Annotated in this window: 13 protein-coding genes; 9 read left to right on the forward strand and 4 right to left on the reverse strand. The window is 38.1% G+C overall.

What is annotated here, in order from left to right:
• Positions 1 to 45 precede the first annotated feature (45 nt).
• The 8 genes from DC498_RS03815 (at position 46) to DC498_RS03850 (ending at position 6,888) form a co-directional block, all read left to right on the forward strand.
• Entirely contained in the window at positions 46 to 558 is a 513-nt protein-coding gene (locus tag DC498_RS03815; protein WP_116872800.1) for a dihydrofolate reductase, read from the forward strand.
• 7 nt (positions 559 to 565) lie between these two features.
• Positions 566 to 1,363: an O-methyltransferase gene (locus DC498_RS03820; RefSeq protein ID WP_116872801.1), complete on the forward strand. Its 798-nt coding sequence runs from the start codon at positions 566 to 568 to the stop codon at positions 1,361 to 1,363.
• An 87-nt stretch (positions 1,364 to 1,450) separates the two neighbouring features.
• Positions 1,451 to 2,578 carry a Re/Si-specific NAD(P)(+) transhydrogenase subunit alpha gene (locus DC498_RS03825; protein ID WP_116872802.1) on the forward strand — a complete coding sequence of 376 codons (1,128 nt, stop codon included), beginning with the start codon at positions 1,451 to 1,453 and terminating at the stop codon, positions 2,576 to 2,578.
• A 27-nt stretch (positions 2,579 to 2,605) separates the two neighbouring features.
• Positions 2,606 to 2,920: an NAD(P) transhydrogenase subunit alpha gene (locus tag DC498_RS03830; RefSeq protein ID WP_116872803.1), complete on the forward strand. Its 315-nt coding sequence runs from the start codon at positions 2,606 to 2,608 to the stop codon at positions 2,918 to 2,920.
• Positions 2,921 to 3,058: 138 nt separating this feature from the next.
• Positions 3,059 to 5,461 carry an ABC transporter permease gene (locus DC498_RS03835; RefSeq protein WP_240627846.1) on the forward strand — a complete coding sequence of 801 codons (2,403 nt, stop codon included), beginning with the start codon at positions 3,059 to 3,061 and terminating at the stop codon, positions 5,459 to 5,461.
• A gap of 60 nt (positions 5,462 to 5,521) precedes the next feature.
• On the forward strand, positions 5,522 to 6,022 hold the full coding sequence (locus DC498_RS03840) for a DinB family protein (RefSeq protein ID WP_116872805.1): 501 nt from the start codon (positions 5,522 to 5,524) through the stop codon (positions 6,020 to 6,022).
• Between the two features lie 90 nt (positions 6,023 to 6,112).
• Positions 6,113 to 6,490 carry a thioredoxin gene (gene trxA / locus DC498_RS03845; RefSeq protein ID WP_116872966.1) on the forward strand — a complete coding sequence of 126 codons (378 nt, stop codon included), beginning with the start codon at positions 6,113 to 6,115 and terminating at the stop codon, positions 6,488 to 6,490.
• 170 nt (positions 6,491 to 6,660) lie between these two features.
• Positions 6,661 to 6,888, forward strand: coding sequence for a heavy-metal-associated domain-containing protein (locus DC498_RS03850; protein ID WP_116872806.1), 228 nt, complete (start codon positions 6,661 to 6,663; stop codon positions 6,886 to 6,888).
• Positions 6,889 to 7,097: 209 nt separating this feature from the next.
• Here the strand turns inward: DC498_RS03850 and DC498_RS03855 are convergent, their stop codons facing one another.
• The gene (locus tag DC498_RS03855) at positions 7,098 to 9,440 is read right to left on the reverse strand and encodes an N-acetylmuramoyl-L-alanine amidase (RefSeq protein ID WP_116872807.1); all 2,343 of its coding nucleotides are present in this window, start codon (positions 9,438 to 9,440) and stop codon (positions 7,098 to 7,100) included.
• A gap of 31 nt (positions 9,441 to 9,471) precedes the next feature.
• Complete coding sequence (locus tag DC498_RS03860) at positions 9,472 to 9,834, reverse strand: BlaI/MecI/CopY family transcriptional regulator (RefSeq protein WP_116872808.1); 363 nt, start codon at positions 9,832 to 9,834, stop codon at positions 9,472 to 9,474.
• A gap of 162 nt (positions 9,835 to 9,996) precedes the next feature.
• Between DC498_RS03860 and DC498_RS03865 the strand changes: the two genes are divergently transcribed.
• Positions 9,997 to 10,683: a cell division ATP-binding protein FtsE gene (locus tag DC498_RS03865; protein ID WP_116872809.1), complete on the forward strand. Its 687-nt coding sequence runs from the start codon at positions 9,997 to 9,999 to the stop codon at positions 10,681 to 10,683.
• Here DC498_RS03865 and DC498_RS03870 read toward each other — a convergent pair whose 3' ends face one another.
• Together DC498_RS03870 and DC498_RS03875 are read right to left on the reverse strand one after the other, a co-directional pair.
• Positions 10,684 to 11,820, reverse strand: coding sequence for a sterol desaturase family protein (locus DC498_RS03870; protein ID WP_116872810.1), 1,137 nt, complete (start codon positions 11,818 to 11,820; stop codon positions 10,684 to 10,686).
• Between the two features lie 87 nt (positions 11,821 to 11,907).
• Positions 11,908 to 13,905, reverse strand: coding sequence for an alpha-amylase family protein (locus tag DC498_RS03875; RefSeq protein WP_116872811.1), 1,998 nt, complete (start codon positions 13,903 to 13,905; stop codon positions 11,908 to 11,910).
• Positions 13,906 to 14,347 lie beyond the last annotated feature (442 nt).

The raw sequence follows: 14,347 nt of genomic DNA on the forward strand, positions 1-14,347 counted from the left end.
AATAGCTGATGGCTGATAGCTTTTTTAATCCTTTGAACTAACATTATGATCATATCCTTAATTGTTGCCGCTGCTGAAAATAATGCCATTGGTAAAAACAATGATCTGCTCTGGCATTTACCTAACGATATGAAGTTTTTTAAAAACACCACCTGGGCGATGCCGGTAATTATGGGCAGGAAAACATATGAGTCATTTGGCTCAGAGCCTTTGCCGGGCAGGTATAATATAGTAGTGAGCAGGCAACAGCTAACCATACCCGAAGGCAAAAATGCTGAACATGTATCCAGCACGGATGAAGCATTGGCAAAAGCAAAAGAAAAAGACTGCAAAGAAGTTTTTATAGCAGGTGGTCAACAGATATACCAGGCTTTTTTGCCTAAGGCGGATAAAATTTATATAACAAGGGTTCATGCTATGTTAGACGGTGATGTGTTTTTCCCGGTTTTTGACGAAAACCAATGGGATAAAATTTATCAACTGGATTTCCCTGCTGATGAAAAGCATGCTTATGCATATTCCTTTCAAACCTGGGTAAGAAAAAACAGCTTACCATAGTTTCTGCATGTACAACAAATCTCAGCTCGCGTTAAAATATATTCATTATTATATTACCGCTGCCAATGGTAAAGGACATGGTGTACATTCTCCTTTTGTGTTTGATTTTATCACCAATGTGCTAAATGACAGGCGAAATTTTTATGCGTTCAGCAATATTGAGTATATGCGTGAGCAATTACTGCATAGTACTGATATAATAGAAGTGCAGGACTTTGGCGCCGGATCTTCCGTAATGCAGCAAAAAACGAGAAAGGTGAGCGATATAGCCAAATGGTCGCTGAAATCCCGGAAGTATGCACAATTGCTTTTCAGGATGGTTAATTATTATCAACCCAAAACAATTGTTGAGCTGGGAACATCTCTAGGCATTACAACGGCATACCTGGCGTCAGCTAACCGGGAAGCGGCGGTATATAGCTTTGAAGGAGCAGATGCTATTGCGGAACGGGCACAGGCATATTTTAATAAGGCCTGCCTACAAAATATACTGTTAGTAAAAGGAAATTTTGATAATACTTTTCTGCCGGCCCTACAGAAAATAAAAAGAGTTGATTTCGCTTTTATAGATGGTAATCATCGCAAAGAACCTACCCTGCGGTATTTTAACCAGTTACTTCCATGCCTGCATAATAGTTCAATTGTGATTTTTGATGATATTCACTGGAGCCGGGAAATGGAAGAAGCCTGGGAAACTATAAAATTGCTGGATTGTGTTACCTGCAGTATCGACCTGTTTTTTATCGGCATTATACTTATTTCAAACGACTTTAAAGCAAAACAGGATTTTGTTGTGAGGTTTTAGCTTTCAGCAGTCAGCTATGAGCTTTCGGCTTCCTGATAGCTGACACCTGAAAGATGATAGCTTCTTAAAAATTCTTACATTCATTTTATGATTGCAGGCATACTTAAAGAACCGCATGGCGAAAACAGGGTATCACTCTTACCCGAACAGGCAGAGGCTTTGATGAAAAAGAATATTGAGGTTTGGATAGAAGATGGCGCTGGTATAAATGCATTTGCAGATAATGAAGCGTATACTTTTAAAAATATACGTGTAGTATCCCGTAAAGAATTATTACTGCAGGCAGATATTATTTTATCGATCCATAATCTTTCTTCAGAAGAAATAGTGGGTTTGAGAAATGAAGCTTTGCTGGTTGGTGTATATCAACCTTTATATAATATTGAATTAATTAAAGATTATACTGCCGCAATTGTTACGTTGTGCAGTATAGATATGCTGCCCCGCACTACCCGTGCGCAAAGCATGGATGTATTGAGCAGCCAGGCGAATATTGCAGGCTATAAAGCAGTATTGACGGCTGCGAATATATATGGCAGGTATTTCCCGATGTTTATGACTGCTGCAGGTAGTATTGCGCCGGCCAGGGTTTTAATATTAGGTGCAGGCGTTGCCGGACTGCAAGCCATTGCTACAGCCCGCAGACTGGGCGCTGTAGTGGAAGTATTTGATACAAGACCCGCGGTAAAGGAAGAAGTAATGAGCCTTGGTGCAAAATTTATTGAAATAGGCGGGGCTGCAGATGCGAGTACTGCAGGTGGCTATGCTGTTGATCAAACAGAAGAATACAGGCAGCAGCAGCAAATGAAGATAGCGGAAAGCATTACAAAAGCAGATATCGTTATTACTACCGCGCAGATACCCGGAAAAAATGCGCCGGTACTTATTACGGAAAAAATGCTGAAAACAATGCGCAATGGTTCTGTAATTGTTGATATAGCTGCGGGAACAGGCGGTAATACGCCTTTCACAAAAAATAATGAAGCGGTAAAGTATAATGGAGTAACAATTTTGGGCGATGCTAACCTGCCATCAACTATGCCGTTTGATGCAAGTAAGCTTTATGGCAAAAATGTATTGAATTTTTTATCGTTGCTTTTAGATAAGGATGGAAATATTCAACTGGACTTTGAAGATGAACTCGTAAAAGGAGCCTGTATTACGCATAGGGGAGAGGTGGTACATGAAAAGATAAAGAATCTTATAAGTAATTAGCATATACCAGGGATTAAACTTATAAATATGCACGAAATATTATCATGGATATCAGCCAATCAACAGATCATCTACATAGTGATATTGATGATTTTTGTGGGAATAGAAGTTATCGGGCATGTTCCTTCGGTTTTACATACGCCTTTAATGAGTGGCGCTAATGCTATACACGGCGTAGTGATTATTGGAGCCATTATTGTAATGGGCAAAGCAGAGCCCGGCAATTATCCGGCGCTGATACTTGGCTTTCTTGCTGTGATATTGGGAACGCTGAATGTTGTGGGTGGCTTTGTGGTTACAGACAGAATGTTGGAGATGTTTAAAACAAAGAAAAAAAAATAGTAATTACGTATCTCGTTTTCTGCACAAACTTGTATCAATATCATGCGCATATTGTATCAAAAGCGAACATTGTAAATTATAATACTCCCTGCAAATGTTTGACATCCAGACCTTTGAGTAGTTGGCATATTTTTCACATTGATTCTGCTATATGCTATTGATATGATCAGGAATTATTTTAAAATAGCCTGGAGAAATCTCACCAGGAATAAAGCATTCTCTGCCATTAATATTACAGGGTTAGCATTAGGTTTATCCTGCAGTATGCTTATTTTTTTGTGGGTGAATGATGAAAAGAGTATTGATAACTTTCATGAGAATGGAAGAAAATTATTCCAGGTGTATGAAAGAAACTTTTATGATGGCAAGGTGGATGCAGGTTATTCAACCCAGGGGTTACTGGCAGATGAATTGAAGAGGAATATCCCTGAAATACAATATACATCCGGTTTTGAATATGTTGTTGCACCTGGCACGCTGAGTACCGCAGAAGCCAATGGAAAAATTATTAAAATGCTGGGATTTTTTGCCGATGCGGATTTTTTCAACATGTTCAGTTTTCCATTGCTCCGGGGTAAAGCGCAAGCATCCTTACAATCACCTGATAAGATTGCCATTTCCCGCAAAATGGCCGAGCAGTTTTTTGGAAGTGCAGATAATGCCATCAGTAAAACAGTTTTAATTGATATTAAAGCTGAATATACTGTTGCTGCTGTATTTGAAAACCTTCCGGCAAACTCCAGTTTTCAATTTGATTTTTTATTACCATGGCAGGTTTTTGTGAAGCAAAATAAATGGATAAATAACTGGGGCAACACTTCTCCGGCAACATATGTTCAATTAAAGGAGGGGGCAGCGGTTAATAAGGTGGAAGCTAAAATAAAGGACTTCATTTATAACTATACTGAAAAGAATAAAAGCTTTTACACGCAGTTGGCGTTACAGCCATTCAATCAAAAATACCTGTATTCTAATTTTAAAAATGGATACATTGATGGCGGCAGAATTGAGTATGTGAGACTGTTTACTATCATTGCCATATTTATTCTCATCATAGCCTGCATCAATTTTATGAATCTTGCAACAGCCCGTTCCGGAAAACGTGCTAAAGAAATAGGACTGCGTAAAGTAATCGGGGCTATGCGATGGTCGCTGATATGGCAATTTTTGGGCGAGGCATTGTTGATTACATTTTTTTCTATAACAGCAGCCTTTTTAATTGTTGTATTAATGCTCCCCCTTTTCAATAGCTTAACCGGAAAACAGTTGACATTGCCCATAGAAGATCCTGTTTTCTGGTTATCCCTGCTGGGCTTATTGGCAGGCACCGGATTAATTGCCGGAAGCTATCCTGCATTATTCCTTTCTTCACTCAACCCGTTAAAAGTGTTGAAAGGAAAATTAAAATTTGGTTGGGCTCCGGTTTTTTTCAGGCAGGGGTTGGTAGTGTTTCAGTTTTCATTATCTATACTGCTTATTGTGGGAATGATTGTTATTTACCGCCAGATGGATTATATACAAAGCAAAAACCTTGGTTACGACAGGGAGAATCTTATCTACATTCCTATAGAAGGTAGTCTTGCGGACAGGTATTCCAGCTTTAAAGAACAGGTACAACAGTTGCCTGGCGTTATGGGTATTTCTAAGATGAGAAATTCGCCCACGGTGATTGAACATCATAATAACAGCATTGGCTGGCCTGGCAAAGCTCCGGATCTTACTGTTTCATTTGCAGACGGTGTAGTAGGGTATGACTTTATAAAAACAATGAAATTATCTTTAAAGGAAGGAAGGGATTTTTCAAAGGAGTTCGGTTTGGATTCTGCCAATTTTATATTGAATGAAACTGCCGTTAAAAAAATGGGATTTGAAAACCCGGTTGGGCAAACGGTAACATGGGGAAACCATCCCGGGAAAATCATAGGAGTATTAAAGGATTTTCATTTCAATTCTATGCACCAGGCTATTGAGCCACTTATACTCCGCGTTGACGAAGACTGGAGTTGGGGAACAATACTGGTACGCACCAAACCCCGAGAAACCAAAGAAGCAATAGCCGGTTTAGAAAAACTATGTAAAACCATTAACCCTAAATTCCCATTTACTTATCAATTTTCTGATCTTGAATTTGAAAAATTATACAGGAGTGAACAGGTGGTAAGTAAGCTATCCAACATTTTTGCTTTTCTTGCCATTTTTATTTCATGCCTTGGTTTATTTGGTTTAGCGGCATTCACGGCAGAGCAGCGTACCAAAGAAATTGGTGTGCGTAAAGTATTAGGCGCATCTGTATCAAATATTCTTACGTTATTGGTCAGCAATTTTTTAAAACCTGTTGGTATAGCATTGATTATTGCTTTTCCCCTGGCATGGTATATTATGCATAAATGGCTGATGGATTTTCAATATAAGATTAACATGGGTGTAGATATCTTCCTGCTGGCAGGCATTTTAACTTTTCTGATCGCAATTTTTACAGTGGCTTTTCAGAGTATAAAATCTGCGTTGGCAAATCCCGTAAAAAATTTGAGAGTAGAATAGCTATTGCCCAATTTCAAAATGTGGTAGCATTTTTGCAACATCTTTATATAAATTGATTTTATGGATGATATTGCTTTTAGTAAAGCTTTTGCAAAAGAGTTGGAAGCAGAAACAACCGCAACACGTAAATGCCTTGAAAGAATTCCTGCAAATTTATTTGAATATAAGCCTCACGAAAAATCAATGCCATTGGGTTACCTGGCGCTGTTGGTAGCTGAAATTCCTAAGTGGATTACAGTCATGATCAATGATTCAGAAATTGATTTTATGACGTATCCTCACTTTAAGGCGACAAACACAGCAGAACTTGTTACCCACTTTGATGAAAATATTGCAGATGCCAAAAAGGCTTTGCTGAGTATTAAAGAAAACGCTTTAAAAGATCCTTTTTATTTAAAGCGTAATGGACAGGTTGTTTTCAGTGCTTCCAAAAGAGAGCAGATTGAATCTACCATCAATCATATGGTGCATCACCGTGGACAACTTACTGTATACATGAGACTAAATGATATTGCCGTACCCTCTATATATGGGCCTTCTGCAGATGAAAGATCATTTTAAGTGATAAGCTTACTTTACAGTGGAATATGGCAAACGTGATAAAAGTTACACTCGTATAAATAAGTATAGGTACTTTTGGTAAAAATTGTAATGCCAACAATTCAATTAAGCACCCAGGATTTTAAAGACAGTATTTTCAACTACGAAGCAGAAGCAGAATGGAAGTACAAAGGAAGTTTGCCTGCTATTATTGACTTTTATGCAGACTGGTGCGGGCCTTGCAAGATGGTTGCGCCTATATTGGAAGAGTTATCCAATGAGTATGAAGGTAAATTGATTATATACAAAGTGAATACGGAAAAGGAAGAAGAATTGTCCGCCGCATTTGGAATTCAAAGCATACCTACTTTTCTTTTTATTCCTGCAGAAGGTCAGCCAATGATGCAACCTGGCGCTCTACCTAAAAATATTTTTAAGCAGGTAATAGATGAACAATTATTGGTTAGCAATCCTTCACGGGAAAGCTGAAGAAACCCCGGATGGATATTACTTGTTACATAACAGGATGTAACTTAAATTCGTGCAGAATATAAGATTGCTATAAAGTATAATATGGAGATTTTGTATAGGGTTGGTTTATAGATAATGATTGTTTGCTGTCAGTAATTCAGTTTTAATCACCAATAAAATGATATAATATGACTGAACTGATGGTGCAGGTATATAATCCTGGATTTATAGCCTGCGATAGTATAAAAAAAGCAATGTTGTCTGTGCCGGGAGTACTGGCGGTGAATGTCTCAAAAGAACAGGAAACTGTTACAGTAATGGGATACGAAGTAATCAGGCAATCTGTTCTTGATAAATTAACCGAATTAGGTTATCCCGAAAAACGCAATCATTCCTCTTACTTATTTAATGATTAAACCGGGTTTATTGCTCACCCCGTCTGTATCAATAATTTTTAAATCATTTACATGGTTAAGGCTTTTTTATAATTGTGATAATAATAGTCATTATTGCCTGGGGAAAAGTGTCTTTATATTAAAATCCATTGTTTTAAAAAAATAAAAAAGACCATGTAGAATATTACACGGCTTTTTTATGGATAAAATAATGGTAAAATAGCAGCATATTACTCATGTATCTGGAAAGTAACCGGCTGTTTCCTGTAAGCTTTCACCGGTTTACCGTTTTGCATAGCAGGCACCCATTTAGGACCTTTGGCAATAGCATTAACCACAACTTCCGAAAATTTTGTTCCTTTTAATGTAAGCGCTTCGGTATTGGAAACATTTCCCTCTTTATCTACTATAAACTGTACCAGGCATGTGCCTGTGACTTTCGCTTTTTGAAGTGTGTCTATATTTTGGGTTACCTGTCGTGAAATATATTTTAACCAGGCCTTTTCACCCCCGGGAAAAGAGGCTTCTTTTTCAGTTTTTATAAATATTTTATCATCATCGGAAATTACAACCTCCTTTATTTCTACATTATTCTTTTGCGAAGGTGAAGCTGTGTTTACCTCGCTAAGTATTACTTCTTTAACTGTGATGGGCTCTTTATATTTTACTTCCCCGTTGGTTGTTTTAATATCCATAATGTCAGCATTTTTTTCTTTGCTTTTTAAGACATGTATGGTTTCTATACAGGTAACATCAATTTTTTCTATTTCTTCCGGTGTAGTTTCCTTTCCGTTTAATATGTAAACAATATTGTCGTCTTTTATTAAACGTGAAGCCTTGGTAAAAGCACTAAGATCATTGTTGATAATGCCTTTGTCTATCGCTTCTTTCTTCGTCATCTTCACAGCTTTGTTATCATTGTAAATAACAATTACATTATCGTCTTTGGTTATGTCTATTGATTTTATCTTTTTAGGGATAGTATCAGCCCGCACTATTTCAGATACCTTATCTGTACTGCTTGATTCTGCATAAAATGGTGACTGAGGAACCCCGGATTCAGTCTTTATTATAATATTTTCCTCCCTGCTTTTTGCATACCTGGCAATAGCATTTAAAATATTTTGGGCTATTTTTTCCTGGTTAGCAGTGTTCTGTATAAATGCGAGATCTTTTTCGTTGGTAATATATCCGCAATGAACCAATAGTGCAGGATAATTTATTTCAGGAGCATCTAATACCCAAATACCCTGTTCATTTCTTTGTAAGGTATCTTTTGAAACCAGGTAAGTATTTTTAATTTCATCTGATAAAATACTGGCAAGAGCTCTTGTGTTTTTTTCCTGCGAACCTTGATTTCTTCCTATGTAAATGTCAAAGCCGGTTTTGTTGTTTTCAGGGCTTGCATTAATATGGATGGAGATAAATGCATCCGGCTTTTGTTTTAAAGTCCAGCTCACCTTTTCGGATACAGGTTGGTAAATGTCTTTTTCCCTGGTCAATAGAATTTTAATACCAGGATTTGTATTAAGCTGCTGAACTTTTTTTGCTATAGCAAGCGTTAAATCTTTTTCCCATGTATCGTTTAATCCTTTTGCTCCGGGTTCTTCTCCGCCATGCCCAGCATCAACAACAACTGTAATGTTTTTTTCAAGTGTAATATTTGCAGCCAGTTCTTCAGCAGGCCTAATGTGTTTGGTTTTAATGGTAAATGCAACAAAAACAAAGGTTAGCAACGGTAATACGAGCACCCTGCTGATATAATGCACACTTGGGTTTTGCATTTTCGTTAACATAAGTATTCTTCTTTTTATGGATGATGAAAAGAAACTGCTGGTAAGTCCAAAACTATGTTGCGGATAAGCAGCTTGTATGATCATTGCTGCTAAAGCGCCGGTATCATTGTCTTCAACCGCTTTGCTGTCGGCAATAAATTCGTGGATCATATTCATTTCACGGCGTATGAGCCAGAAAAAGGGATTACACCAGAAAAATATCAGCACAATATTCATGAATAATTTATCCGCACTGTGCTTTTCCTGCACATGTGCCAGCTCATGTTTAAATATTTTTTCACCGGTGGCTGAATCTATATCAAGCTTACTGTTCCAGAAAATATTACTAAAAAAAGAGAATGGTGTTCCTTTAGTATCAGTATTAACCAGGCGAATGCCGTAGATAAATTGTGATGTATTATTTTTTATGAGTTTTGATAAACTATACAGCGTACGCAGCAGTATATACAATAAAACCAGACTCACCACTGTGTATAAACCTATGATCAGCGCTTCATTGCTTATAAAAGGTTTGCTTCCCGCATTTGCTTCTATTATAATTTCATCGCCGGTTGTTACAACATTCAACAGTTTAATAACCTGGCTTGTGTCCTGTGATGGGTTGTGCAGTATATTGATTTTAATAAGAGGGATACACAAGCTTATTATAACGGTGCCCAGCAGGTAAAACCTGTTCCACCGGTGAAATATTTTATTGTGCAGCGCTAACCGGTAATAGCTGAATAAAATACCGGAGCAGATAATTACTTTCAATACATAGTATGCAACTGCAAGCATATTAAAAAGTTTAGGTTAATGCAGGATATTTTTATTTGCTTTGTTTTTTTAGTTCTTTCAGCAAGAGCTCAAGGTCTTCAACACTAAGGTTGTTTTCTTTGATCATAAAAGAAACTGCGTTGCTGAAAGACCCTTCAAAATAGCTCTTCACCATGTTTTTCATCGTTGCTTTTGAATAGGCATCTTTACTGATCAATGGATGGTATTGATGCATGCGTCCGAAAACTTCCACACCCACAAACTCTTTTTCAACTAAAATTTTTAAAATGGTAGCCACCGTATTTTGGTGCGGTTTAGGATTGGGTTGTGCATCTACCAGTTCACGCAAAAAAGCTTTTTCAAGCTTCCACAGGCTTTGCATGATTTGTTCTTCGGCTTTGGTTAAACTCTTCATATTATGTTGAATGCTTTACTCAAAAGTAAAACTAATATTTTAGTTTTACAACTATTTTTTTAGTTTAATTTTTAAAAAAAGCTTTTTTTATGCATCATCTTAACGTAAAGAATACGTTCTTTGCAATAGTTATCAATCTTTTAATTACTGAGGATAAATATTATGGCGGAAACTATTTTAGAACTTGAACATGCAAATATTTACCAGGGGCAATCGCTTATTTTACAGGATGTAAATATTCGTGTAAACAGGGGCGAATTTGTGTACCTGGTAGGTAAAACCGGCACCGGAAAATCAAGTCTTCTAAAAACTTTATATGGCGAACTTAAGTTGAAAGAAGGAGAGGGTACTGTGGTAGGATATAAGTTAAGAGACATGGACTGGAAGAAAATTCCATTTCTCAGAAGAAATCTCGGTATTGTTTTCCAGGATTTTCAATTGCTTACAGATCGTAACGTGCACGATAACCTGAAATTTGTTTTGAGAGCTACCGGTTGGAAAGATGAAAAGCTTCTTGAAGAAAAAATCGCCGACGTTCTTGATAAAGTAGGTCTAAAAACAAAAGGCTTTAAGTTTCCATTTGAGTTATCCGGAGGGGAGCAGCAGCGTGTAGATGTAGCCAGGGCATTATTAAATTCTCCCAAATTAATACTGGCAGATGAGCCTACAGGCAATCTTGATCCTGAAACATCTGATGAGATCATGCAATTGCTTTTTCATATTTCAAGAGATTTTGGAACGGCAATAGTAATGGCAACCCATGATTACAGGGTAATCAGTAAATTCCCTGCCAGAACCATACGTACAGATAGGGGTAAAGTGATAGATAATGCTGCAATAACGCTTTGATCAGCGTTCTGTTCTTTCTTCCATATTCAAATCGTCATCAAACGGGCTTTTGGTAAAAGGGTATATCATCTGCTTTAAATATCCTTTGGGATAATGGGCTTCGTGCAATCCTGTTCCTGCAGGCCATTCATTACCTGGCAAATAATAAGTACCAAACATTATATCAATAAATGGAAAAATGGTAGCGAAATTTTTTCCATAATATTTAGGGTCTTCGCAATGATGCCAGTGATGATATTGCGGTGTGGCAATAATATATTTCAAAAAGCCGAAATTTATTCTTGTATTGGCATGTATCAATACGGCGTGTATTGCCATAAATACGATATAGGTATTGAAGGTTATTTCCGAAAAGCCAAATACATATAATGGAATAAAAGCCATTGATCTTGTTACAAAAATATCTACAAAATGAGTACGGCTTCCTGCCAGCCAGTCCATGTTTTGTGTGGAATGATGAATGGAATGAAAGCGCCACAGGTAATGATGGCTATGGAAAATACGATGCGCCCAGTACTGAAAAAGATCAGTAATAAAAAATGCGAACAGCAGCTCTATAACAAAAGGCAGACTTTGTACCCATGTATGAATACCATTTAATCCTATCCACCCAAAAAATAATTTAGCCGGCTGCTGGGTAATTACGCCGAAAAACTGGATGAACAAGTGGCTTACTACAAAGTATACCAGGTCTGTTCTCCACTCGTCATGAAACTTAGGTTGCTGTTTGTTTTTGGGAAACACCAATTCTATTGGTACAAATATTACAGCCATCAACAGCAGATCAAGCAGCAACCAATCTAATCCCAAATGCCAGCTTGTTTTTTCTACAGCCCTTCCCTGTACGGAAAAGCCGCCGATCACAATAGCTATAGTACAAATAACCAAACCAATCAGTGCCCATTGTTTCTTTTTACTCAATAAAAAGCTCAGCAGTGCAAAAAAGAAAGAAGCGATAATAGTAGCGGTAAGCAATGTTTTCATTGAATGCGCGGTATATACTTCCCTGAATTCCGGTGATGTAAGCAACTCCGGAAAACGGAAACATAATATTGCCAGTAAAGAAAGTGATCCGAGAAATATGGATATATAGCCACTGATTATACCTTCTCCTATTACCAGACGTCTGCTTTTCATGAAATAAATTTATGGTTTAAACGGATTTTGAATGGATTGTAGTATACAGGCTTTTGCTGTTGTTGATGTCACTGGGTACAGGCATGGTTAATGTACTATTTCCAATATGCCATATACTTCAATTTTGGGTACAGTAAGCGTTACGCTGTTGTTACTATATGAAAACGGTATTTTTTTATTACCGGGTTGCAGTCTTATTGTTTTCGGTTGCTGTATATGCAGTTTAACAGGCAGGTTTTCCACGGGGCGCAACTTTTCATACACCAATACATTGGGATTATTATGCTCTCCTCCTGAATTGATGAGATGAATATACAGCCTGTTGTTTTTCCTGCGGATCACCTGGTGAATATGCTCCGTTCCCTGTATCGTACTTATAAAAGATGAAACAAGTTCTGCAATAACTTTCTGTGTAAGATTTTTTAAAAACCGGTTTTGATTGCGGTTATAAAAATCACCCATATCAATATAAATGCCTGCAGTTTTGCCCTTGCCGGCTTCGGTTATACTTGCCAGGAAATTATTGGTAGTAAACCGCCAGTCATCGGCGGTAAGCTGTGTTCCAAACGTTTTTAATGCTTTGATTGGTTTTGCCTGTTGATATTTGGTTCCCATCAAAACAATCTCATTGTCAAGCCCGGCAAACAAACCATTTTTTTTAAGCGGTTGTTCAAATTGCACACCCAGCATAGCCGCAAAATCTGCAGTGGCAGATGCGCCAATAACCAATAGTTTTCCCCCGTTTTGTACATATTGTTGCAGTTGTTCTCTTATAACAGGATCAATATGCTCCCATTCAGGAATGATCAGTAAAGGATATTTTTCCATTCTGCCGGGTAACTGGTGATCCATCAGGATGTCAACCGGATAGTGGCAATCAAGCAGCAGGTTAAGTATTCCTTTTACGGCTTCCTGCCCATGGGCATTGTATAAGCCGCCATTGGGCAATCTTTTCCAGGCATAGGTTGAATACAGCAGCCCGATTTGCGGAACGGTTTCCGATTCAAATGTATATGCTCTTCTTTCTTTGGTGAACCTGATTATTTCTGCCATTTTACGAAACTGGTATGGCTCCGGCGTGCCATCCCTGTTCTGCTGCCAATAGGTTTGAAAGCCACCGCCCATCGCCAATACTTCTGCCGCCTCCTGTTGTAACTGGATAACTGATTTTGTGGCTTTGGAATTATTTTTCCACGCAAACGACCAAGACATCAGATCCCAGGGTTTTCCCTGCAGGGCAAGGCTCCTGCTTTCAAAAGCAGAACTGTACAAACTATTAGTGCCGGCAACATCACCCGATAAATAATCTACAGGCACATCAACCGGCTCCGGCATCATTGATGAAAAAGACCAGTTGCTTGTGACCCTGAATGCCGGTGCAACTGCATGTACGGCATCAGCATATTTGGTTATATACTCCCTGAAAGCTTTCCTGTGAAATTCCATCCATTCAAAATAATGTGGTTCATCTGCTTTGGCGGGAATAACGGCAATACCTGTTAGTTGTGTAAATTTTTCTTTGGCTGCAGGGGAGTAGTCAGGAGCTAAAACCCAGCAATCACCATCAACCCAGATACCATCCAGTTTATACTCTGTTGCTAATTCTTTTATTTGAGGTATTAATAACGAGTCAGCATACCCGCTGAAAACTGATGTGGCATTTTTATCCTGCTTCCCGTCTGCATTATACCTCGCCCAGTTGGGGTGATGTTTTACAGCTTCATTATCCCACAGTCCGGAGTAATGCACAAACAGTGGTATATTGTATTTCCGGGTTACATCTCTCCATATTTTAAGAATATCTTTTTCAAATGCCGGCGCAGGGTTTCCAACTTTTGTAGGATAGCTAGATATTCCCGGGTGCCCTTTACAATCCACCTGTATAAAATCCGGCTTAATGATGGAAAGCATTGAATCGATCATCTGGTATGTAAAAGTTTTGCCTATGCCGGAGTCTGTAAGCCCGGCATGAAAATCAAGATGGAGCCCGGCGAATCTTGCTGCATTTCCTGTACCTGTTTTTTGCGCTTTAATAACCAGGGGAAATAACGCGATTATTATAATGAACAAATGCAATATTCTCATATTCTAAATTTTTTTCCGGCATATACTTTTCCGGCCGAACCCTCTGCGGGTAATACAGATAGAGGTTTTATATGTTGAAGTATACTGGCGATAGGAGAGGTTTGCTATAGTAAGTGGCACAAAGAGGCACAAAGTTACACAGAGCATTTTATCTTATTCACTTCTTTGTGGAACGTTGTGTATCCTTCGTGTACCTCTGTGAAATAACATTTATCAGTTTAAGGCACACTATAAAAGCAACAACCTCCGGAGCCGGAGGTTGTACTTGAAGTTGATTGACACTAACCCACCTGTATATTTTTGGCTTCTGAAAGAAGCTTAATTGGGTTATTTGAGACAATAAAACTAATATAATTATTACGGGTTTGCAATACCCTAAACCGGTTATTTTCTATTAATTTTCAACTCCTTAGGGTAAACGCTTAAGATATATATGTTCTTT

Origin of the sequence: Terrimonas sp., assembly GCF_003075435.1 — a bacterium.
Lineage (GTDB): Bacteria > Bacteroidota > Bacteroidia > Chitinophagales > Chitinophagaceae > Agriterribacter.

What these genes read in the sequence shown, in the direction of transcription:
- DC498_RS03815 (WP_116872800.1), top strand. Translation starts at nt 46, where the DNA reads ATGATCATATCCTTAATTGTTGCCGCTGCTGAAAATAATGCCATTGGT.
- DC498_RS03820 (WP_116872801.1), top strand. Translation starts at nt 566, where the DNA reads ATGTACAACAAATCTCAGCTCGCGTTAAAATATATTCATTATTATATT.
- DC498_RS03825 (WP_116872802.1), top strand. Translation starts at nt 1,451, where the DNA reads ATGATTGCAGGCATACTTAAAGAACCGCATGGCGAAAACAGGGTATCA.
- DC498_RS03830 (WP_116872803.1), top strand. Translation starts at nt 2,606, where the DNA reads ATGCACGAAATATTATCATGGATATCAGCCAATCAACAGATCATCTAC.
- DC498_RS03840 (WP_116872805.1), top strand. Translation starts at nt 5,522, where the DNA reads ATGGATGATATTGCTTTTAGTAAAGCTTTTGCAAAAGAGTTGGAAGCA.
- trxA (WP_116872966.1), top strand. Translation starts at nt 6,113, where the DNA reads ATGCCAACAATTCAATTAAGCACCCAGGATTTTAAAGACAGTATTTTC.
- DC498_RS03850 (WP_116872806.1), top strand. Translation starts at nt 6,661, where the DNA reads ATGACTGAACTGATGGTGCAGGTATATAATCCTGGATTTATAGCCTGC.
- DC498_RS03855 (WP_116872807.1), bottom strand. Translation starts at nt 9,440, where the DNA reads ATGCTTGCAGTTGCATACTATGTATTGAAAGTAATTATCTGCTCCGGT.
- DC498_RS03860 (WP_116872808.1), bottom strand. Translation starts at nt 9,834, where the DNA reads ATGAAGAGTTTAACCAAAGCCGAAGAACAAATCATGCAAAGCCTGTGG.
- DC498_RS03865 (WP_116872809.1), top strand. Translation starts at nt 9,997, where the DNA reads ATGGCGGAAACTATTTTAGAACTTGAACATGCAAATATTTACCAGGGG.
- DC498_RS03870 (WP_116872810.1), bottom strand. Translation starts at nt 11,820, where the DNA reads ATGAAAAGCAGACGTCTGGTAATAGGAGAAGGTATAATCAGTGGCTAT.
- DC498_RS03875 (WP_116872811.1), bottom strand. Translation starts at nt 13,905, where the DNA reads ATGAGAATATTGCATTTGTTCATTATAATAATCGCGTTATTTCCCCTG.